This is a genomic window from Phyllobacterium chamaecytisi (genome assembly GCF_020164455.1).
Taxonomy (GTDB): domain Bacteria; phylum Pseudomonadota; class Alphaproteobacteria; order Rhizobiales; family Rhizobiaceae; genus Phyllobacterium; species Phyllobacterium chamaecytisi.
In genome coordinates this window covers 47,791-67,977 of record NZ_JAIQWW010000016.1, presented here as the reverse complement: position 1 = coordinate 67,977, position 20,187 = coordinate 47,791, and the positions used below count along the sequence as shown (strand labels likewise).

The window sequence follows — 20,187 nt, the reverse complement described above, 5'->3', positions numbered from 1 at the left end:
CAGTGGGAGGACTTTATGTCTCTGCGTTCGGTCATCGGCTTTTCGGCCTTCCTTCTCACTCTTTTCACTCTTTCCGCACCGGTTGGCGCGGCGGAAATGAATCGCGATGTCGTTACGACGAAGGACGGCGATTATTTCGGTTTTGACCTGCGTACGGAACGGGATGTCACCCAGGATCAGTGCGAGCTGGTCTGTCTCGCTGACCAGTCCTGCAAGGCATTCACCTACAACCCCAAGGTGAAGTGGTGCTTTCTCAAATCCGATTTCAATCAGCTGAAAACGGCACCGGGTTCTGTTGCCGGCAAGGTTGTCGAGACTGCCGATGAGCCCGATATCGGCGCACCGCCAAAGTTGCAATTTGTGTCCGATCAACTCGCGCAGGATGCACGGCAGGTCAAGGCGAGCCTGAGCCCCACCGACGATCAGAAAGCACAGGGTGTCGATGGTCTCGTCGCGGCCGGACGAGCTGAAGTTGCAAAGGGCAACATCGAGAACGCTCTCAAAGCATTTAGAGGTGCATTGGCGGTTACGCCGGACAATGGCCCGCTTTGGATCGAGACGGCACGCGCGGCGAACCGCGCCGAGAAAAATACCTATATCGCCGCACAGGCGGCGCTAGCCGCGCTCAACGGCTACCAATTGACGCGAACGACACAAAGCCGCGCTGATGCGCTGGCAGTACTCGGCGATGCGTTGCAGAACTCCGAGAACTATCGCGCGTCGCTTGAGGCCTACAAAGCCAGTCTTGCGCTCGTCAACGCCAAGCCGGTTGAGGCCGCCTATCTCGACCTCAGATCACGGCAAGGCTTCCGCGTCACCAATCATACGATTGACGCGGATAGCGTTAATCCCCGTGCTTGTGTCCAGTTCTCTGATCCTTTGGTGAAAATGGGAACGGACTATACGCCCTTCGTGACATTGAACGGGACTGCCCCGAAAGCGCTGGAGGCCAAGGGCAGCGAGATCTGTGTCGAGGGCCTTGAACATGGCCAGCGCTACAAGCTCGCCCTGCGTCCCGGGCTGCCATCGGCGGTGGGCGAATCCCTTGAAGCGCCCGTCGATCTTGATATCTACATCAAGGACCGCTCCGCCACGGTGCGCTTTACCGGCGATAGCTTTGTGCTGCCGAGCACCGCGCGTCGCGGCATTCCCATCGTTTCGGTCAATACGACCAGCGCCAATCTCAAGCTCTATCGCATCGGTGATCGAGGGTTGGCCCCGCTTTTGACCAGTTCGCAATTCCTGACGCAGATGGATGGCTATAGCGCTCAGCGTCTGCAGGATGAATCGGGTGAGCTTGTCTGGCAAGGCACGATCGATCTTCAGTCCGATCTCAACAAGGATGTCGTCACCAGTTTCCCAGTCGATGAGGCCCTGCCGCAACGCAAGCCCGGTGTCTATGTCCTGACTGCCGTCTCGCCTGACGCAAAGAACAACGAGTGGGATGCCCAGGCGACCCAATGGTTCGTCGTCTCCGATATCGGCCTCACCACCTATGCCGGCAATGACGGCCTCAATGTTTTTGCTCGCTCGCTTGCCTCGGCCCAGCCGCTCATCGGTGTCGAGCTTCAACTTCTAGCCAAAAACAACGAGATACTTGGCACTGCCGTCACAGATACCGAAGGCCGCGCTACTTTTACCGCCGGGCTGATGCGTGGCACTGCAGCCACCGCTCCTGCAGTCATCACCGCCAAGAATGGCGATGCGGACTATGTTTTCCTCGACATGACCCGGGCGGGCTTCGATCTTTCGGATCGCGGTGTCACCGGCCGTCCCGCGCCGGGTGCAATCGATATTCTGGCATGGACCGAACGCGGTATCTATCGCGCCGGCGAAACGGTACATGCGTCCGCGCTCGCCCGGGATAACGCCGCCAATGCCGTCGAAAAACTGCCGCTGACATTTGTGTTCAAACGGCCGGACGGCGTGGAGGATCGCCGTATGGTCAGTGACGGCGCAAACCTCGGCGGGCATACGCTCGATCTGGAGTTGCAGGCCAACTCCATGCGCGGCACCTGGACGATGCAGATATTCACCGATCCAAAAGGTTCGCCGATAGCAGAAAAGCAATTCCTGGTTGAGGATTTCGTGCCAGACCGGGTTGAGTTCGATCTGACCAGCGACGCCAAATTCATTGAGATCGGCAAGCCAACGCCGGTGAAGGTAGACGGCCGCTTTCTTTATGGCGCTCCTGCTGCGGCGCTCGAACTTGAAGGCGAAGTCGCGCTGAAGCCAACACATGAAAGCGCTGATTTCAAGGGCTATCTCTTTGGGCTCGCTGATGAAGAGGCGAGTGAAAACACCAGCGTGCCGCTCGAAGATTTGCAGCCGCTGGACGAGAACGGCAAGGCGACGTTTGATGTTTCAGTAGCGGATGCTCCATCGACGACACAGCTCCTCAACGCAAATGTGGTCGTTCGCATGCAGGAAGCAGGCGGTCGCGCCGTAGAGCGTACATTGACGCTGCCGGTCAAGCAGCTAGGCTCGATGATCGGCATCAAGCCGGAGTTCTCCGGTGCTCTCGCCGAAAACTCCGTTGGCAAATTTCATGTCATTGCTGTCGATGAGAATGGCCAGAAACAGGCCATGCAGGGGCTTCAGTGGAAACTTATCAGCGTTGAGCGCAACTATCAGTGGTATCGCGACGGCGACTCCTGGAAATACGAGCCAATACTTTCGACCAAGCAAGTTGCGAATGGGGTGATCGACACAACGGCGGATGGCACCGATATTTCCGTCCCTGTTACCTGGGGTCAGTTCCGTCTGGAGGTGGAAACTGCTGCTGCGGACGGCCCGGCATCCAGCGTTGAATTCGACGCCGGCTATTATGTGGCAACTACTTCTACCGAAACGCCAGACGGTCTTCAGATCGCTCTCGATAAGGAAAACTATGCCCCCGGTGAGACGGCGAAATTGAAGGTTTCGCCGCGTTTCGCCGGCGAATTGCTGGTGACCGTCGGTGCCGAGAGTTTGCTGGTGACCAAGCGCGCCAGCATTCCGGCCGAGGGTGGCGAGGTCGATATTCCTGTCACCGCTGACTGGGGTGCGGGGGCATACGTCACCGCCACGTTGTTCCGTCCGGGTGACGCACAGGAAACCCACATGCCGATGCGTGCCATCGGCGTCAAATGGCTCAACGTCAATCCGGGCGATCGCAAGCTCGCCGTAAAGCTGGATACGCCGCCGAAGACCGAGCCTCGCAAGCCGATCAACATCGCCCTTCAGGTCACGGGTGCCGGTGCAAACGAGGGCGCTTTCGTCACCGTGGCAGCGGTCGACGTCGGTATTCTCAATCTTACCCGTTATGAAGCACCGAATCCGGATGGCTGGTACTTCGGCCAGCGCCAGCTCGGTCTCGAGATTCGCGACCTTTATGGCCGCCTGATCGATGGCTCGCAGGGTGCAACAGGCAAGCTGCGCACTGGCGGTGACGGCGCGCAAATGCCGATGCAAGGCAGCCCACCCACCGAAAAGCTGATCGCCTTCTTCTCCGGTCCGGTCAAGCTGGACGCACAGGGTAAGGCCAATGTCAGCTTCGATATTCCGCAGTTCAATGGCACGGCGCGTGTCATGGCTGTCGCGTGGTCGAAATCCGGTGTCGGCCATGCCACCTCCGACGTGGTCATTCGTGATCCTGTGGTCGTCACTGCGAGCTTGCCGAAATTCCTGGCCCCCGGCGACAAGGCCGCGTTGCGGCTCGATATCGCCAATACCGACGCGCCGGCAGGCGACTACCAGGTGCAGGTCACGAGCAATCCTGCGGTGAAGGTCGATCAACCGGCCGCGTCACAAACCGTCAATCTGGCTGCGGGTGGTAAGGCAAACCTTACGCTGCCACTGACCGGCAATCAGCCGGGCGACGGGGTCGTGTCGGTCAAGCTATCCAATGCCGCTGGCCTCTCGCTCGAGCAGACTTTGAATGTTCCGGTCCGGCCGGCGACCTTGCCGATGACCGTGCGCAGACCCATCAAGCTTGGGCCCAACAGCAGCCTCAAGGTGGACAGCGAGTTGCTGGCTGGCAGTGTCCTGCAGGGGGCTTCCGTCAGTCTCAATGTAACCCGCTCGGCCGCCTTTGATATTCCGGCCTTGCTGATGACGCTCGATCGCTACCCCTACGGCTGCGCCGAACAGACGACCAGCCGCGCCCTGCCGTTGCTCTATATGAGCGATCTCGCCAGGCAGTCTGGAATTGCCGACGACGGCGAAGTGCAGAAACGCGTGCAGGAAGCGATCTACCGTGTCCTGTCGTATCAATCCTCTGCAGGTAGCTTCGGTCTGTGGGCTCCGGGTTCTGGCGACCTCTGGCTCGATGCCTATGTCACGGATTTCCTTACCCGCGCCCGCGAACAGAAATACAATGTGCCGGAACAAGCTCTCGTACAGGCACTTGAAAACTTGCAGAACTCGCTGAGCTACGACGTGAACGTCAAGGATCAGGGCAATGAAATTGCCTATGCGCTCTACGTTCTGGCACGTAACCGCAAGGCGGCCATCAGTGATCTGCGTTATTACGCAGACACGAAACTTGGCGACTTCCCGACACCGTTGTCACGCGCGCATCTTGCCGCCGCCTTGTCGCTCTATGGTGATGCCCAGCGTTCGCAAAGCATTTTCACCAATGCCCTGCAACAGGCGACGACCGTCACCAATGTCAGCCTGGTTCGTTCGGACTATGGCTCGTCGCTTCGTGATGACGCTGCTGTTCTGGCGCTTGCTGCCGAGAGCCGGCCGGTCCCGCCCATCATCCCGCAACTGTCGAAGATCGTTGCCAGTGAATGGGAACACAAGACCTATACGAGCACGCAGGAGCAAACATGGATGCTGCTTGCGGCGCGTGCTGTTCAAGATGGCGACAGGGATCTGCAGCTCGATATCAATGGCGCTGCCCATAGCGGAGGCTATGCGGCGCGATTGACCGGCGATGAACTTCTTGCCCAACCGGTGACTATCACCAATGCGACCGCCGAACCCGTGTCGGCGGTGGTGACGACGGTGGCATCTCCGTCGCAGCCGCTGCCTGCCGGCGGCGATGGTTTCAACATCGAGCGCACCTATTACACGCTCGATGGCAAGGAGGCCAATGTCAGCCAGGCCAAGCAGAACGAGCGCTATGTGGTTGTTCTGAAAGTGACCGAGAACAACAACTGGCCGTCGCGTGTGCTGATCACCGATCTTTTGCCTGCCGGGTTCGAAATCGACAATCCCGGTCTCGTTAACAGCGCCAGCCTGTCGAATTTCGACTGGATCGGCGAAGTGGAGGCAGCGCACACGGAGTTCCGCAGCGATCGTTTCGTCGCCGCCTTTGACCGGGCGACGGGGGACAATGGCGGAATCACGCTGGCCTATGTAGTCCGCGCGGTAACACCCGGCACCTATGACCACCCGGCGGCCAGCGTCGAGGACATGTATCGTCCGCAGTTCTCCGCGCGTACGGCAACCGGTCGCATGGAGGTCGTCGCAGCACAATAATGTGGTCCACACGCAAACTCTGCATGGGTGTCTCGGCCAATCTTGTGCTGGCTACGGTGCTTGCGTTTGGCCTCGACCTGGCCGACCGTGCCTTTCCACCGCCCTTGGAAACGGCGAGGGAGGTGTCGACTGAAGTCCTTGATGCGGATGGGCAGTTGCTGCGCGCCTTCGCGACCTCCGAAGGCCGCTGGCGGCTCGGCACGACAGCAAAGGATGTCGATCCGCAATTCGTTCGCATGCTCATCGCCTATGAGGATCAGCGCTTCTGGCAGCACCGGGGCATCGACCCCGTAGCGCTTGCACGCGCCGCCGTGCAGCTTGTCAGCAATGGCCGTATTGTTTCCGGCGCCTCGACGCTGTCCATGCAGGTTGCCCGGCTGATTGAGCCGCGCGAAGGCAGATCATTCACGGCGAAGCTTCAGCAGCTGGCCCGCGCCCTGCAAATCGAGCGTCGTTTGAGCAAGGCCGAAATCCTCGACCTCTATCTGTCACTCGCGCCCTATGGCGGCAATCTCGAAGGGGTGCGCGCCGCAAGTCTTGCCTATTTTGGCAAGGAGCCGCGTCGCTTGACTGTCGCGCAGTCCGCTCTGCTCGTCGCTTTGCCGCAATTGCCGGAAAGACGCAGGCCCGACCGCAACCTCGCTCTGGCCGAAGCGGCGCGTGGCCGCGTTCTACACCGAATGGCAGTCGAGAAAGTTGTGGGTGAGGGCGAAGCGGAGCGGGCCGGTCTTGCACCAATTCCATCGCGGCGTTTGCAATTGCCAACCTATGCAGCACATTTGGCGGAGGCCGCCCAGCGCAGGGAGCCGTCCGTCAGACGGCATCTGACAACGCTGCACCGGCGGGTCCAGCAAGGATTGGAAGCAGTCGCGAGGGATGCATCAGGCAAGCTCGGTCCCAAGGTGTCGGTCGCCATGATCATGGCGGACGTGCGCACCGGGGAGATCGTCGGCGAGGTTGGATCCGCGGACTACTTCGATGCAAGCCGCTCGGGCTGGATTGACATGACCCGGATTAATCGCTCACCAGGCTCAACGCTCAAGCCCTTTATCTATGGCCTCGCCTTCGAGGATGGCCTGGTCAGCCAGGAAACCATCATCGAGGATCGGCCCGCCGACTTCTTCGGCTACCGGCCGCGCAATTTCGATATGAGCTATCAGGGCGATGTCAGCATCAGGCAGGCGTTGCAATTGTCGCTCAACGTTCCGGCGGTCCGTTTGCTCGACGCAGTCGGTCCGGCACGGCTGATGATGCGGTTCCGCCGCTCCGATGTTCGGCCGGTGTTGCCGCCGAATGAAACGCCAGGCCTTGCCATCGGTCTCGGCGGTGTTGGCATTACCCTGAAGGACCTCGTGCAGCTCTATGCGGGCCTTGCCAATCGCGGCCGGCCAATGCAACTCGGCGATGGAATTCAGGACAAACCCGGCTCGATCGAGGGCGAGCCGCTGCTTGAACCGGTGGCGGCGTGGAACGTTGCGGATATTCTCTCCGGTGTCATGCCGCCCCTCGGTTCCGGGCAGCGCGGCATCGCTTACAAGACCGGCACAAGCTACGGTTACCGCGATGCGTGGTCGGTCGGTTTCGATGGCAATTATGTCCTTGGCGTCTGGGTCGGGCGGCCAGACAATGGCGCAGTGCCGGGTTTGACGGGCTTTGGCGCGGCCGCGCCGATCCTGTTCGAAGGTTTCGCAAAATCCGGCGTCGCCATTACGCCTCTGCCGCCCGCTCCAGCTGGAGCTACCCGCATAGCCCAGGCCCAGTTGCCGATCAGCCAGCGGCGTTTTTCGATAAATTCGAGCGGCTTGCTCGCTTCCTCGACACGCGAGCCGGCACCGCAGATCGTCTATCCGCCTGAAGGCGCACGCATCGAGCTTGGAGCAACAGCAGGCGGTGAAATCATGCCATTGGCACTGAAACTGCAGGGCGGCCGCGCGCCATTTCGCTGGCTCGCCAATGGTAAACCCTTGCCGGAAACATCGCGCCGTCGCGTCAACCAATGGGTCCCGGACGGCGGCGGATATTCGACGCTCACAGTTATCGATTCCGTCGGCCGAGCGGCGAGTGTTCGGGTGTTTGTCGATTGAATATGAAAAGGCGGCGCAAGCGCCGCCTTTTCAAAATAGTTTCCGATCAGCGTGCCTGGACGAGTGCCGAAATGATACCCGAAGTGATGCTGATCAAGGCATAATCATTGTCGGCCTTGACCCACTGGTAACCGCGCGGTGGCGTCTTCAAATGATAGCGGTGATAATCGCGCACGACATTGCGGCGGTAGTTCGAGGGGAGTGCGTGGCCACGCGACCAGCGGGTCTTCTTCACCACCACGGTTTTCGTAACGACCCGCTTCTTTACCACGCGGTCCTGCTGATGACCGTAATGGCCACCCTTGTAATTCTGCTGTTGGGCGAACGCGGCAGGGGTCGCGATCAGGGAGATGGCAAGTGCTGCCAGAGCGATCTTTTTCATTTCGTTTCCTCGTCAGTAGCGCGGCTTGATTTAAACCACGGGTTGTCTTGGGACACCCCGGTTTTAGGCCTGACGAGATGAACGAAAACTGAATATCAATCTAAACAATTTGTAATGTTTTAAATGGTTTATAGGCGATTTTTGAAGCCGGCGAATGAATATCAGCCGTAACGGCTGATATTCAGGGGCAGCGGGTCCACATCCGGCGATTTACCGGAAATTATATCGGCGAGCACGCGGCCAGAGCCGCAGGACATTGTCCAGCCGAGCGTGCCGTGGCCGGTGTTGAGATAGAGATTCGAATATCTCGTACCGCCTCCTATGATGGGCGGACCATCCGGCGTCATCGGTCGCAAGCCCGCCCAAAAGCTTGCCTTGCCCAAATCGCCACCTTTCGGAAACAGATCACCAACCGAATGTTTCAGCGTCGCCTGTCGCGCATCGCGCAAAGCGAGATCATAGCCCGAAATCTCTGCGGTACCGCCAGCGCGAATCCGGTCGCCGAGCCGCGTGATGGCAACCTTGTAAGTTTCATCCATGATGGTTGAAACGGGAGCCGCGTCAGCGTCGGTGATCGGAACTGTGATGGAATATCCCTTGACCGGATAGACCGGAATATGCACGCCGATGCGCCGCAACAGGAATGGCGAGTAGCTGCCGAATGCAACGACATAGGCGTCTGCCGTCAGCTCCTCCGTCTCGGTCGAGACGCTGGCGATACGGTTCGTGCTGGTGTTGATCGAGGTGATCGTGGTGTTGAACCGGAACGTCACTCCGGCGTCGGCACAGAGAGCCGCGAGCTTCTCTGTGAACATCTGGCAGTCGCCGGTTTCATCGCCGGGGAGCCTGAGACCGCCAACAAACTTGCCGTTGACATTGGCCAGTGCCGGTTCGGCCGCAACACATCCCGCAGGATCCAGAAGCTCGTAAGGTACGCCAAATCCTTTCAACACTTCGATGTCGCTGGCACTTCCGTCATATTGCTTTTGTGTACGGAAGAGCTGCAAAGTTCCCTGCGTGCGTTCATCATAGGGAATGGAGACTTCCGAACGCAGCGCCTTAAGGCAATCGCGGCTGTATTCAGCGATTGGGACCATGCGTGACTTGTTGCGGGCATAACGCGCAGACGTGCAGTTGCGCAGCATCTTGACCAGCCACAGCGCCATATAGGGATCGAATTTTGGTCTAACGACGAGCGGACCGAAATGCATCAGCATCCATTTGATTGCCTTGACCGGGACACCGGGTCCGGCCCATGGCGAGGAATATCCCGGCGATATTTCTCCGGCATTGGCAAAGCTCGTCTCGCGCGCCGGGCCGGGCTGCCGGTCGATGACAGTGACTTCATGTCCCGCTTGCGCCAGATACCAGGCCGATGTGACGCCGACGACGCCACTGCCAAGGACGAGTACTTTCATAACCGGGAGACTCCTTCAAACAATGCGATACCCTTGGAAGAAAGGGCATGATGAGTCGCACTGTGTGTTGGCGAATTGGTTCTTTCCAGACATTTCTTTCGTCACGCGCGGAAATGTCTTGGTTTTCTGGCGCCATAGGCAAAATCTGGACAAAATAAAAGGCCGGGAAAACCCGACCTTCTCAAATTCGTCTCTGCTATCAGTGCCAGTACATCCGTGGTCAAAGACCGCGAAGACGAATTATTTATCAGCCAGCCTGAAGCTGATCAGCAGTCATCTTGCCGGACTTGTTGTCACGGACCAATTCGAAGCTGATCTTCTGACCGTCATTGAGGCTGCGCATACCAGCGCGCTCAACGGCAGAGATGTGTACGAATACATCTGCTGAACCATCATCTGGTTGAATGAAGCCGAAGCCTTTTGTGGAATTGAACCACTTTACTGTTCCAGTGCTCATGATGAACCCTTTCAATGGAAATATTTTAATACAGGGCACGACGCGCCATGCAGTTTTTAGCTCGATTTTTGAAGAAGGATCTTTCAGAGCGCCTGTGGCGCAATAAAACTAATTACAAACTACCAAATACCGATGGTGGATACATAGGGCTAAGCGCTTGTTTCGTCAATGCCAACGCCTGAGAAATAATCTCGAAAGACTAAACTAAAGTCTATTCCCCAGTCTTTTCGGGGCTTTTCTATTTCGAAATATTTTCGCCCGCCGGCATTGGTATGCGAATATAAGACGGCAACCGATTCGTTATTGCACGCGCAATCGAGCGACGCCAAGAGCTTGGATGGTAACTACTACTTGGCTTTGGCAGCTGTCCGGCTGGTCTTCTTTGCTTTTGGAGCAGCAGGTGGACGGGCAGCGATTTCTGCCTGCTCTTCAGCTTCCTTCGCAAGCCGCAAAGCTTTGAGACGTGCCGTCTTGCTTTCCCACTTATGTGTTTCATCATTGATGATTGCAGAAGCAGCAGCGGTTGTTGCCAGACTTTTCTGTTCCGACGGGCTCAAGACCCGTTTCGGGTGGACGCCAACTTCAGGCATCTGTTTTGGACTATGTTTCATTGCATCTCGCATTATTGGATATACAACCATCGCACGCGAAACCTTCCAAGTCTATCGTGCTGTCGTTTGACGCATCGGACCTGTCCCGGGTTTCCAGCCCCGGGCAAAGCCATAGGACATGGCGAGAGAAGCATACTCGATTTCCCGCAAAAGGAATTCCCGCTCCGCCAGAAGGGCAGCGATTGTCGCCCGTGCATCGCCCTGGTGATACGCAAGGGCCTCCTCGATTTCGTCGTCTGGTTGCTTGGATATGGCGTTCATCAGAATCTCCTTTTCCAGGAAGATTGCCACAACCTTGCATATATGAAAAGGAATTTGTTCCTGTTTTGTTCACATTTTGAATGACGCACAATCAACCTGAAAACGGTTGTGAAAGACATTTGGCGAAATTAGAATTCGGACCATCAAAAAGGGATACGCGGCATGGGAAAAGTAATTGTCTCGTTTACGATGTCACTTGATGGCTTCATCGCCGGACCGAATATCAGCCCCGAAGATGCCATGGGCGAGGGCGGCGAACGGTTGCATGATTGGTTGTTTGACGGAAGCTCTGAAGTCGACCGCGACATGGCACGGGAGATGCCTGCCAACGTCGGTGCGGTGATCCTCGGGAAGCGAACTTTCGATCTCGGGCTGCCGCATTGGAAAGACACGCCATTTCCCGCCCCGAGCTTCGTGCTCACCCATGAAAAACGTGAGCCGCTGAAGATGAAAAGCGCGGCATTCACTTTCGTCAACAACGGCGTCGAAAGCGCTGTGCAACAGGCGAAAGCAGCTGCAAGTGAAAAGGACATCGTTGTTATGGGAGCAAATGCTGCCCAGCAGTTGTTGCGAGCGAAGCTGGTGGATGAAATCGTTCTCCAAATCGCGCCGGTTTTGCTCGGGCAGGGGACACGCCTGTTCGACGAGATTGATGAAACGATCGAGCTGAAAAACACAAGAACTATCCAGTCGCCGCTGGTCACCCACTTGCGCTATCAGATCCTGTAAGAGTCCGTTTGGAAAGTCGCTGCGGCAGACGTATGGCGTGATTTTTCGAGAACCGGAGCAGAGCGTACTTAAGTACGTGAGCACCGGAAGCACAGAAAATCGCGCCAGATGGCCGCCGCAGTAGATCTTCAAGACGGGCTCTAAGATGAAGCCCCGATTATAGCCGGGGCTTGCTTGGCTAAATCAGCCCTTTGACTTGGCCTTGGGCGCTGAGCTTTCCGCCTTTTTAATCATGGAGCTGAAAGGAACGTCGGCCTTGGGAGCGACCTTCTCTTTCTTGGGTTTTCGCACTTCGCGATTGCTTTTCTGTTGACCTTTGGCCATGGCGGCTCTCCTACAAAGTTACAAACTAGACTGCTGGACGAGGCTTTTTCGATTGCGGGCCGCTTGCATGACAAGAACCAAAATCGAGTGCGTACAGAATCGGTCATTTGGAATGAGATTGGCGGGTCGAGAACCTCTGACGCCGCGAAGAGCCAAGCTTTGGCCAAAAGACGATTCGCGATTGTAGGTTGTCATTTGCGGCTTAATTGCGGCTCCTGATAGTTCTGGCGCGCCCGTTCGAAAGGTGCTAAAATCCATCCAATTGCCTAAAAAGTCGAAGTTTTCCCGCTGGATTCCTGGTCCACTGCGGCTTTATGGGCATCTGGAGGATACTCACCATGTTGAACCACGCGATTACCTTCCTAAAAAGGCTGAAAACCCCTGTTACCGTATCGCCTGATACCGTAGTGCAGCCCGCAAAACCGGCCGCTAAGAAGCCCCGCCGTGTAAACCCCGACAGCGATGGAAAGCTGCGCCGCCTGCGGCAGCTCGTCGAGCACAATCGGCTTATCTGATTGCCCCCTGTCAAGCCGGTGCAGTTCTCTTCAGCACCGGTTTTTTCATGTCCCTATCCAAGACTTCCTGCAAAACGCTCCGGCAACCGATCGCGCTTGACGGCTTCCGCGATGAAATCGACGAAGACGCGCGTCTTGGCCGGCAGTAGCGTGCGACTGGCGTAGTAGATCGAGATTGGTCCCGCATCCAGATACCATTGCGGAACGAGACGAATCAAACGGCCGTTTTCAAGATAAGGCAGGGCATCGGGCACGGCGATCAGCGTCACCCCAAGACCGAGCAGCGCCGCTTGGCACATTGCTGCGGGATCGTTGAGCACGATCCTCTCCGTCGGCGTTGCCAGCATTTCCTCGCCATGAACGTTTCGCATTATCCACTGCCGTATGCGGCCGGTACGTGGGGTGCGCATGACGATTCCGTCCAGCGCAGCGATGCCTTCCGGATTGGTTGGCGGGGTCCGCCCGCTCATATAGCTGGGCGATGCGACGGCGATGATGTGCGCCGGCGCCAGCGTCCGTGCCACAACACCCTGCGCTAGTTCGAAGCCTCCGCCGATTGCCGCATCGAACCCTTCGGCGATCAGGTCGACCTGACGATTGTCCAGTTGCCAGTCGGGACGGATCAAAGGGTATTTCTTCAGAAAGGCGGGGAGAAGCGGCAGGATATAGCTCGTGCCGAAAGTCGGACTCATGCTGATCTTGAGCACCCCGGAGGGTTGGCCGCGATCGGTGGCAATGCCCGCGATAGCCGACTGCAATGCATCGAGATTTCCCTGCACTGCTTGCAGAAAGTGTTCTCCTTCCTCGGTCAATGTCAGTTTTCGTGTGCTGCGGTGAAAGAGCCGGACGCCCAGATTGCGCTCCAGCATTGCAACATTCCGGCTGACCGCCGCGGGGGTCACGCCCATAAGCCTTGCCGCCGGTGAGAAGCCACCGCTCTTGGCGCTCCGTACAAAGGATTCGAGATTGGCCAGTGTTTCCACGGAATATCTTTCAACGATTCATTGAAAGTAATAAAAGCCATTACTTGCTTATCGTCAATGAATGATTGGCCTATTTCCGCTCCAACAAAATCCATTCCCACACCTGAAGGAGCACAATCATGAGCATTGGCATAGTCGGATCCGGAGCAATCGGCTCGGCTTTCGCACGGGCACTTGCTCGCGCCGGGATCGAGGCCGTCATCGCCAACAGCCGGGGACCGGAATCGTTGAGGGAACTTGTCGATGAACTCGGCCCGTCCATCAAGGCGGGAACGCGTGAAGAGGCTGCGAGCGCTGATCTCGTGCTCGTTGCGGTCAACTGGACAAAGCTGCCTGGAGCGCTCGCGGATCTGCCGGCGTGGAACGGCCGCATTGTCATCGACGCCAACAATCCGATCGAGGCACCGCTTTTCCGGCCGATCGACCTCAAGGGGCGGTCATCCAGTGAAGTCGTGGCGGATCTGGTGCCGGGCGCGAGGCTGGTGAAGGCGTTCAATCACCTCTTGGCGCATCTCGTGTCTGGCGATCCTCGGGCAGAAGGCGGCCGCCGCGTTCTCTTCTATTCAGGGGAGGACAGCACAGCCAAAGCTCAGGTTGGCTCACTTATCGAGCGCCTGGGTTTCTTCGGCCTCGATCTTGGGCCGCTCGCCGTTGGGTCACGGCTCGTCCAGTTTCCCGGCGGTCCTTTGCCGGTCCACAATCTCGTAAAGTTCGATTGATTGGCAAAACGCTTACCGGGGGCAGGTGAGGCTTGGCACCGCCCCGGGGAGGGCAATAATAGGCTAAGTCGGCGCCAAGCCTCCGCTGACGGAAATAGGGTCAGCGTAATACAACGCTGACATAGGTCATTCGTTCCGTTGCTGTGCTCCCATCGTAGACAATTGTTGTCCGCGCGAATGCGGTTCCTATCAGCCAGATGACAGCGAGAAATACCAGCGCAACAGCAGCGAGTAGCAAGACGCCGGTTAACTTCACCGGTTGATGATCGTTCTCAGACATGGAGGGGACATCTCAAAATTGTGCTCGCGCACTAATACAACTTATGCGAGAATTTTCAACGGGAACATGTGTGAATGTGAGAGATCAAAAGATCGGAAACGTACGTGTCAGACTTGGTCTGCGTCCAACGATCAGGGTGCGGCAAGGCCCCGATCAGCCGTTCAGCTGATCCGGGATGATGCTTGACTGATGGCCATTTGGATTGCTTGATTTGGCAAGTATCGTCCCAGCTTCCCAACATCCCCAGAGAATGGCCACCATGATCGCGGCCAGTATCAGGAAGTCTTTTGTCTCAAGCGGCTGAAAATCGGGCTGACGCATAGGCGTTACTCCATAACGATAGTGATCGCGGTCCCTGTTCCATCGCTTATCATAGGTATGCTACGAGCCCTATTGCTCCCGATTAGTCCTTTCGATTTAGTCCCTGACGCCGCATTGATGTGGAAACGTCTCTGTTGATATGAGTGACAACTGTTGGAAGGATTCAATCATATGGTAACGGGCGTTGTTCTCGTGACAGGAGCCTCGGGTTTCATCGGTGTGGAATTGGTCAAGCAACTGGAAGCGTCCGGCTATCGAGTGATCAGTGCTGCACGAAACGCTAGCCGCTCCAACACGGAAAGTAGGCGGTTGCCTGCACCGGACGAGCCGGTCGAAGCATTCGAGCGCATCCTCGAGAATGTCGATCATGTCGTGCATCTGGCCGCTATCGCTCACACGCAACTAGTCGACGCCACCCATACCTATCATGCAGTCAACTGCGTGCTGGCGGCAAAGCTTGCTCAGGCTGCGCATAAAACCATTTCGGGCAAGTTTGTTTTCGTCTCGTCGATACGTGCGCAATGTGCGAACGTTCACGAAGGCGTCGCGTTGGAAAGCGATCTGCCACAACCAACCGACGATTATGGTCGGGCCAAGCTTGCAGCCGAGGCCGAAATCGCTTCGGCTATGGACCGTGGAAATTATACGATCCTGCGTCCCGTGCTCGTTTATGGCGCGGGTGTGAAGGGTAATATGGCGATGCTCGTGAAACTAGCGGCATTGCCTTTCCCGTTACCGCTAAGGTCCTTGGCCGGTCAACGATCCTTGCTCGATCGCGCTGCTCTCTGCCGTGCCATCATCCATAGTTTGAACCAACCGAAAACCGATCGTGGCACATTCATTGTATCGGACAGAAATCCAGTAACGGTACCGCAGATACTGACCGCCATACGACGCCGGCGTGGCCGCAATCCTGGGTTGTTTTCATGCCCGCCGTGGATATTAAACATTGCCGCACAAATAACAGGCCAGGGAGATCGCTGGAAAACGCTGAACGGTGACTTGATTGCAAGTTCGGCCAAGCTCCAATCGACTGGCTGGAAGGCTGTCGACAATCCTGCGGGGCACATTGCGGAACTATCCTGACCCTGGAGCCTCGTGCACGAGGCTCTAGCAGCCCAAGAGCGCGTCAAGCCCAGCAAGTCCCGTCCTATGGCCGTCGCGATGGGGATATCAAATGGTCTCTTGGATATTCGGCAAATGATGTTACATTGTATCCAACGTTAATTGAAAAGCGTCCTGCTTGCGTCCTTATGGGTTCGCGCGGCGCTCGAAGGATAAGACTTTGAAAGACCCCGAGAGAGGCGCGCCAATCGCGCCGAATGGAGGGGCGTCTGGTGGTGACATGGTGCTGAACGGCACTAAAGGTCCCACCAAGAATGGGCCCGGACCGCATGGGGATCCTGCACATCACAGGCAGGAAAGCCAATCCGATTCCCTGGAAGGACGCTTCGACAAGAACCACAAGAAACGTGCGCGTCGCAGAAAGCGCGGCAAGTCGAAACAGGCGCCTGCTTCGACCGAGCCAGTCGTTGTCTCGAGCGTTTCGGCTCCCCCTGCCAATACTCCGGCCAAAGCCGCCAAGAAGCGGCGGCCCAATCGCTTTCGCCGTCGGGGCCGCGCCGGGATCAAACCTGCCGATACGATACCGCCAGTAGTGACAGTAAAGCCGTCTCCGGCGCCCCCGGTTCAAGCCGCGCAGCGGCTCCCATCCAGGCATTTCGGAGGTCCGCTCTATGCCGCACTCGATCTTGGCACCAACAATTGCCGGCTTCTAGTGGCGTCGCCCACCCGCCCCGGACAGTTTCGCGTCGTCGATGCCTTCTCCCGTATCGTCCGCCTCGGTGAAGGGCTCGGCGCGACGGGGCGCCTGAACGACAACGCTATGGATCGCGCCATCGAGGCGCTGAAGATCTGTCGCGACAAACTTGAGAGCCACGATGTGCGCCGCGCCCGGCTTATCGCCACCGAAGCCTGCCGTCAGGCGTCGAACGGCGAGGAGTTCTTGGCCAGGGTCAAACGCGAAACCGGCCTCGATCTCGAGATCATCAATCGCCAGACCGAAGCTCGTCTTGCTGTATCCGGCTGTGGCACGCTGGTCGAGCGGGAAACCGACGCAGTCGTGCTGTTCGATATCGGCGGCGGTTCCTCGGAGATCGCACTGATCGATGTTTCTGAACGCCGCTCGCCGCGGCTTGCAGAACATATCATTGCCTGGACGTCGCTTCCCGTCGGCGTGGTCACCTTGGCCGAACGCTTTGGCGGGCGTGATGTGACCACCGACAATTTCGCGGTCATGGTCGATCATGTTGCCGAATTGATCAACGATTTCTCCGAGCGTCACAAGCTCGGCGATCTCGTCAAGAGCCAGAACTTCCATCTGCTCGGCACGTCCGGCACGGTCACGACACTCGCCGGTATTCATCTCGGTCTCGAGCGTTATGATCGCCGCCGTATCGATGGTATCTGGATGCAGAACGATGACGTCACGGAAATGACCAGCAAGCTCCTGTCGTGGAGCTTCGATGAACGGGTCGCCAATCCGTGCATTGGTGCTGATCGCGCCGATCTCGTTCTTGCCGGTTGTGCCATCCTTGATGCTATCCGCAACGTCTGGCCCAGCCAGAAATTGCGCGTGGCCGATCGCGGGCTGCGCGAAGGTATTTTGACTGAACTCATGTCGCGTGATGGCGCGTGGCGCAATCGCTGGTTGCGCGCAACCGCATGACCCAGGAATAGGGGCCCTTATGGCTAAGACGACGACAGGGGGACGCGGCGGCACAGGCACGCGCGGTCTGCATACCAAGATCAAGAAGAAGGCCGGCACGATCAAGGAATCGTCGCGCCGTTGGCTCGAGCGTCATATCAACGATCCGTATGTGCAGCGCTCCAAGGCAGACGGCTATCGTTCGCGCGCCGCCTATAAACTGATCGAGATCAATGACCGCTACAAAATCCTGAAAAAAGGTCAGCGCATTATCGATCTTGGCGCTGCTCCCGGTGGCTGGAGCCAGATTGCGGCTTCGATCGTGGGCTCCCTGGAGGACGTTCCAACTGTCGTTGGCATTGACTATCTGCATATCGATCCATTGCCGGGCGTCACCTTGCTCGAGATGGATTTTCTCGATGACGCCGCGCCGGACAGGCTCATGGAAGCACTGGGCGGCCAACCGGATATCGTCCTGTCGGACATGGCTGCGCCGACCACCGGTCACCGCCGTACCGACCACATACGCACCACCCACCTTTGCGAAGTCGCCGCGGACTTTGCAGTTTCCGTTCTGCGTCCGGGGGGGCATTTTCTCACCAAGACATTTCAGGGCGGGACTGAAAATGAAGTGCTCACCCTGCTGAAAAAGCATTTCAAGTCCGTCCACCACGTAAAGCCGCCCGCATCACGTGCGGAATCCGTCGAGCTTTATTTGCTGGCGAGGGACTTCAAGGGACTGCCTGACGACCGGGAGCAACTCGATTAGCTCGTTCTAACAACGACTGCCTGCACTTGAAATCGTTCTGGCTCTCTGTCATATTGAGATACATGTATCTCAACGGAGCTCGCGATGCCAACCTCAATACGTCTACCCGCTGAAATCGAGGATCGGCTGGATGCGCTTGCTGCTCGAACGGGACGGACCAAAGCATACTATATTCGCGAGGCAATCGAAGAACATCTGGATGATCTGGAAGACCTTTACCAGGCAGAGCAGGCGGTGCGTCGTTTGAGAAATGGCGAAAGCCGCACTTACACGCTCGAAGAGGTGGGGCGTGAACTTGGTCTGGACGATTGAATTCGATGAAGTGGCTTTAAAGCAACTGCGAAAACTTGGGCGACCGGAAGCCAAGCGAATTCGCAACTATTTGCGAGACCGAATTGCCATCCTCGACAATCCGAGACAGAGCGGCAAGGCCCTGCAGGGCTCAACGCTTGGAGATTTTTGGCGGTATCGAGTTGGAAATTATAGAATAATTTGTGAGCTGCAGGACCATAAGTTGATTGTTCTGGTGGTAGGGATTGGCCATCGCAGCGAGATCTACGATTGACAAGGCTATTCCGCTGGTGCTGCCACCTTGATCAGCGGCCGGTGACCTGAAACCTCTGAACCCGCGTCAGGCTGCAGACCCCTGAACGACAGGCAGGCCAAACCCGAAATTGCCGCCACGACAAAGAAGGCGATATGGAAATCGGAGAGCTGCAGCGGGCCGCCGTGTATCTTGGTGGTAATCTCGAGAATGCCGCCGGCAACGGCCACACCAAGCGCGATCGAGATCTGCTGGGCAACGGAACTGATCGGCGTCGCCTGGCTCGTCTGCTCGTTGGGGATATCCGCATAGGCGAGAGCGTTCGTCCCCGTAAAGAACAGCGAACGGAAAAATCCACCCACGAGAAGTAGCAGGATCATCAGCCAATAGGGCGTTTCCGGCGTGAAGAACCCGTTGACCGCGACGAATATCGCGGCGACGAACGATCCGTACATGAGAGAATTGCGGAAGCCTGTTTTCCGGTAGAACCATTTTGTAACAAGCTTCATGCTCATGGCGCCGAGTGCCGATACGAAAGTGATCATTCCGGATTGAAATGGCGTCAGGCCAAAGCCGATCTGAAGCATCAACGGCAGCAGGAACGGGATTGCCCCGACACCAATGCGGAACAGGCTGCCGCCGACGATTGCCGCTCTGAATATCGGATTGTCCAGAAGATTGAGAGAAAGCAACGGCTCAGCAGTTCGGCGCGCATGGACAAGATAAAGAACAGCGGAAACGATGCCCGTCAGAAGCGTCGCTATGCCCACCCATGTCGGAAGCGCTGGAAGACTGACGACGGACAGGCCGAAGACGATGCCCGATGCGGCGATACCGCTTAAAAAGAAACCGGGAACGTCGAGCGGCCGTTGCACCAGGGTTTCGATGGAAGGCAAATAGCGCGTGGCGATGATGATTCCAAGGACGCCGATCGGAACATTGATCAGGAAAATCCAGTGCCAGCTGAAATAGGTCGTCAGGAAACCCCCAACGGGTGGCCCGATCAGCGGGCCGATGAGCGCCGGCATTGTCAGCCATGCCATGGCGCTGACAAGTTCATTGCGCGGCGTCGAACGCACCAGCACGAGACGGCCGACAGGTGTCATCATCGCGCCGCCTACACCTTGCAGGAAGCGCGATAGAACGAATTCGAGGAGCGAGCCCGAGGCGGCGCAGGCGATGGATCCGACGACGAATACGATGATCGCAGCACGGAAAACATTCTTTGCGCCAAACCTGTCGGCCATCCAGCCACTGACTGGAATGAAGACCGCGAGCGAGACGAGGTAGGCCGTCAGGGCAAGTTTTAATGCGATCGGACTGGTGCCGATATCAGCGGCGATTGCCGGCAGCGACGTCGCGATGACGGTGGAGTCCATGTTCTCCATAAAAAGGGCGACGGCCAGGACGAGCGGAACGATACGGTTCAAGTTGAATTCCAGTTCTCAGGTGGTGAGAAAGCAGGCGGTGAATCTCGTTTTATGAGACTCGGGGGGCCTTGCGAGTTCCGATAGCACTCGCGATGCCGGGGCTCAAGCGGCGATCAATCAGAAGTGATCCAGACGCCGCGATTTTTGGTCTATTCAGCAGGAACGGAGCGGCAGCGCTGACGTT

19 protein-coding genes are annotated in these 20,187 nt (G+C 57.4%); 9 read left to right on the top strand and 10 right to left on the bottom strand.

Features of this window, described 5'->3' with window-relative positions:
• Positions 1-15 precede the first annotated feature (15 nt).
• Both LB462_RS21885 and pbpC read left to right on the top strand, forming a co-directional pair.
• On the top strand, positions 16-5,469 hold the full coding sequence (locus LB462_RS21885; RefSeq protein WP_370637260.1) for an alpha-2-macroglobulin family protein: 5,454 nt from the start codon (positions 16-18) through the stop codon (positions 5,467-5,469).
• A 23-nt stretch (positions 5,470-5,492) separates the two neighbouring features.
• On the top strand, positions 5,493-7,553 hold the full coding sequence (gene pbpC, locus LB462_RS21880; protein WP_370637265.1) for a penicillin-binding protein 1C: 2,061 nt from the start codon (positions 5,493-5,495) through the stop codon (positions 7,551-7,553).
• A gap of 46 nt (positions 7,554-7,599) precedes the next feature.
• Here pbpC and LB462_RS21875 read toward each other — a convergent pair whose 3' ends face one another.
• The 5 genes from LB462_RS21875 to LB462_RS21855 form a co-directional block, all read right to left on the bottom strand.
• Positions 7,600-7,935: an RcnB family protein gene (locus LB462_RS21875; protein WP_112525901.1), complete on the bottom strand. Its 336-nt coding sequence runs from the start codon at positions 7,933-7,935 to the stop codon at positions 7,600-7,602.
• 161 nt (positions 7,936-8,096) lie between these two features.
• The gene (locus LB462_RS21870) at positions 8,097-9,353 is read right to left on the bottom strand and encodes a D-amino acid dehydrogenase (protein WP_224512406.1); all 1,257 of its coding nucleotides are present in this window, start codon (positions 9,351-9,353) and stop codon (positions 8,097-8,099) included.
• Positions 9,354-9,600: 247 nt separating this feature from the next.
• Entirely contained in the window at positions 9,601-9,810 is a 210-nt protein-coding gene (locus LB462_RS21865; RefSeq protein WP_091881096.1) for a cold-shock protein, read from the bottom strand.
• Positions 9,811-10,157: 347 nt separating this feature from the next.
• The gene (locus tag LB462_RS21860) at positions 10,158-10,421 is read right to left on the bottom strand and encodes a hypothetical protein (protein WP_224512404.1); all 264 of its coding nucleotides are present in this window, start codon (positions 10,419-10,421) and stop codon (positions 10,158-10,160) included.
• A gap of 51 nt (positions 10,422-10,472) precedes the next feature.
• Positions 10,473-10,682, bottom strand: a complete 210-nt coding sequence (locus tag LB462_RS21855; protein ID WP_224512403.1) for a hypothetical protein — start codon at positions 10,680-10,682, stop codon at positions 10,473-10,475.
• Between the two features lie 162 nt (positions 10,683-10,844).
• Between LB462_RS21855 and LB462_RS21850 the strand changes: the two genes are divergently transcribed.
• Positions 10,845-11,411, top strand: a complete 567-nt coding sequence (locus LB462_RS21850; RefSeq protein WP_224512401.1) for a dihydrofolate reductase family protein — start codon at positions 10,845-10,847, stop codon at positions 11,409-11,411.
• A 183-nt stretch (positions 11,412-11,594) separates the two neighbouring features.
• Here the strand turns inward: LB462_RS21850 and LB462_RS21845 are convergent, their stop codons facing one another.
• Positions 11,595-11,735, bottom strand: a complete 141-nt coding sequence (locus tag LB462_RS21845; RefSeq protein WP_224512398.1) for a hypothetical protein — start codon at positions 11,733-11,735, stop codon at positions 11,595-11,597.
• A 568-nt stretch (positions 11,736-12,303) separates the two neighbouring features.
• On the bottom strand, positions 12,304-13,233 hold the full coding sequence (locus tag LB462_RS21840) for a LysR family transcriptional regulator (RefSeq protein ID WP_224512397.1): 930 nt from the start codon (positions 13,231-13,233) through the stop codon (positions 12,304-12,306).
• A 119-nt stretch (positions 13,234-13,352) separates the two neighbouring features.
• Here LB462_RS21840 and LB462_RS21835 point away from each other — a divergent pair, with 119 nt between their 5' ends.
• Positions 13,353-13,952, top strand: a complete 600-nt coding sequence (locus LB462_RS21835; protein ID WP_224512395.1) for an NADPH-dependent F420 reductase — start codon at positions 13,353-13,355, stop codon at positions 13,950-13,952.
• Between the two features lie 100 nt (positions 13,953-14,052).
• Here the strand turns inward: LB462_RS21835 and LB462_RS21830 are convergent, their stop codons facing one another.
• A complete protein-coding gene (locus LB462_RS21830; protein WP_112525893.1) occupies positions 14,053-14,232 on the bottom strand; it encodes a hypothetical protein in 180 nt (59 codons plus the stop codon).
• A gap of 153 nt (positions 14,233-14,385) precedes the next feature.
• Positions 14,386-14,553, bottom strand: coding sequence for a hypothetical protein (locus LB462_RS21825; protein WP_224512393.1), 168 nt, complete (start codon positions 14,551-14,553; stop codon positions 14,386-14,388).
• 171 nt (positions 14,554-14,724) lie between these two features.
• Here LB462_RS21825 and LB462_RS21820 point away from each other — a divergent pair, with 171 nt between their 5' ends.
• The 5 genes from LB462_RS21820 (at position 14,725) to LB462_RS21800 (ending at position 18,594) form a co-directional block, all read left to right on the top strand.
• Positions 14,725-15,639 (top strand): NAD-dependent epimerase/dehydratase family protein, encoded by a 915-nt coding sequence (locus LB462_RS21820; RefSeq protein ID WP_224512392.1) that lies wholly within the window; start codon positions 14,725-14,727, stop codon positions 15,637-15,639.
• A gap of 259 nt (positions 15,640-15,898) precedes the next feature.
• Positions 15,899-17,281 carry a Ppx/GppA phosphatase family protein gene (locus LB462_RS21815; protein ID WP_444359065.1) on the top strand — a complete coding sequence of 461 codons (1,383 nt, stop codon included), beginning with the start codon at positions 15,899-15,901 and terminating at the stop codon, positions 17,279-17,281.
• 19 nt (positions 17,282-17,300) lie between these two features.
• Positions 17,301-18,029, top strand: a complete 729-nt coding sequence (locus LB462_RS21810) for an RlmE family RNA methyltransferase (RefSeq protein ID WP_224512388.1) — start codon at positions 17,301-17,303, stop codon at positions 18,027-18,029.
• An 84-nt stretch (positions 18,030-18,113) separates the two neighbouring features.
• Entirely contained in the window at positions 18,114-18,341 is a 228-nt protein-coding gene (relB, locus tag LB462_RS21805) for a type II toxin-antitoxin system RelB family antitoxin (RefSeq protein WP_224512386.1), read from the top strand.
• Positions 18,325-18,594, top strand: a complete 270-nt coding sequence (locus LB462_RS21800) for a type II toxin-antitoxin system RelE family toxin (protein WP_224512622.1) — start codon at positions 18,325-18,327, stop codon at positions 18,592-18,594. Before relB ends, LB462_RS21800 begins: the two co-directional genes overlap by 17 nt.
• 5 nt (positions 18,595-18,599) lie before the next feature.
• On the opposite strand, the gene LB462_RS21795 is transcribed toward LB462_RS21800, so the two are convergent.
• Positions 18,600-20,003, bottom strand: a complete 1,404-nt coding sequence (locus tag LB462_RS21795) for an MFS transporter (RefSeq protein WP_224512384.1) — start codon at positions 20,001-20,003, stop codon at positions 18,600-18,602.
• Positions 20,004-20,187 lie beyond the last annotated feature (184 nt).

What these genes read in the sequence shown, in the direction of transcription:
- LB462_RS21885 (WP_370637260.1), top strand. Translation starts at nt 16, where the DNA reads ATGTCTCTGCGTTCGGTCATCGGCTTTTCGGCCTTCCTTCTCACTCTT.
- pbpC (WP_370637265.1), top strand. Translation starts at nt 5,493, where the DNA reads ATGGGTGTCTCGGCCAATCTTGTGCTGGCTACGGTGCTTGCGTTTGGC.
- LB462_RS21875 (WP_112525901.1), bottom strand. Translation starts at nt 7,935, where the DNA reads ATGAAAAAGATCGCTCTGGCAGCACTTGCCATCTCCCTGATCGCGACC.
- LB462_RS21870 (WP_224512406.1), bottom strand. Translation starts at nt 9,353, where the DNA reads ATGAAAGTACTCGTCCTTGGCAGTGGCGTCGTCGGCGTCACATCGGCC.
- LB462_RS21865 (WP_091881096.1), bottom strand. Translation starts at nt 9,810, where the DNA reads ATGAGCACTGGAACAGTAAAGTGGTTCAATTCCACAAAAGGCTTCGGC.
- LB462_RS21860 (WP_224512404.1), bottom strand. Translation starts at nt 10,421, where the DNA reads ATGAAACATAGTCCAAAACAGATGCCTGAAGTTGGCGTCCACCCGAAA.
- LB462_RS21855 (WP_224512403.1), bottom strand. Translation starts at nt 10,682, where the DNA reads ATGAACGCCATATCCAAGCAACCAGACGACGAAATCGAGGAGGCCCTT.
- LB462_RS21850 (WP_224512401.1), top strand. Translation starts at nt 10,845, where the DNA reads ATGGGAAAAGTAATTGTCTCGTTTACGATGTCACTTGATGGCTTCATC.
- LB462_RS21845 (WP_224512398.1), bottom strand. Translation starts at nt 11,735, where the DNA reads ATGGCCAAAGGTCAACAGAAAAGCAATCGCGAAGTGCGAAAACCCAAG.
- LB462_RS21835 (WP_224512395.1), top strand. Translation starts at nt 13,353, where the DNA reads ATGAGCATTGGCATAGTCGGATCCGGAGCAATCGGCTCGGCTTTCGCA.
- LB462_RS21830 (WP_112525893.1), bottom strand. Translation starts at nt 14,232, where the DNA reads ATGTCTGAGAACGATCATCAACCGGTGAAGTTAACCGGCGTCTTGCTA.
- LB462_RS21825 (WP_224512393.1), bottom strand. Translation starts at nt 14,553, where the DNA reads ATGCGTCAGCCCGATTTTCAGCCGCTTGAGACAAAAGACTTCCTGATA.
- LB462_RS21820 (WP_224512392.1), top strand. Translation starts at nt 14,725, where the DNA reads ATGGTAACGGGCGTTGTTCTCGTGACAGGAGCCTCGGGTTTCATCGGT.
- LB462_RS21815 (WP_444359065.1), top strand. Translation starts at nt 15,899, where the DNA reads ATGGTGCTGAACGGCACTAAAGGTCCCACCAAGAATGGGCCCGGACCG.
- LB462_RS21810 (WP_224512388.1), top strand. Translation starts at nt 17,301, where the DNA reads ATGGCTAAGACGACGACAGGGGGACGCGGCGGCACAGGCACGCGCGGT.
- relB (WP_224512386.1), top strand. Translation starts at nt 18,114, where the DNA reads ATGCCAACCTCAATACGTCTACCCGCTGAAATCGAGGATCGGCTGGAT.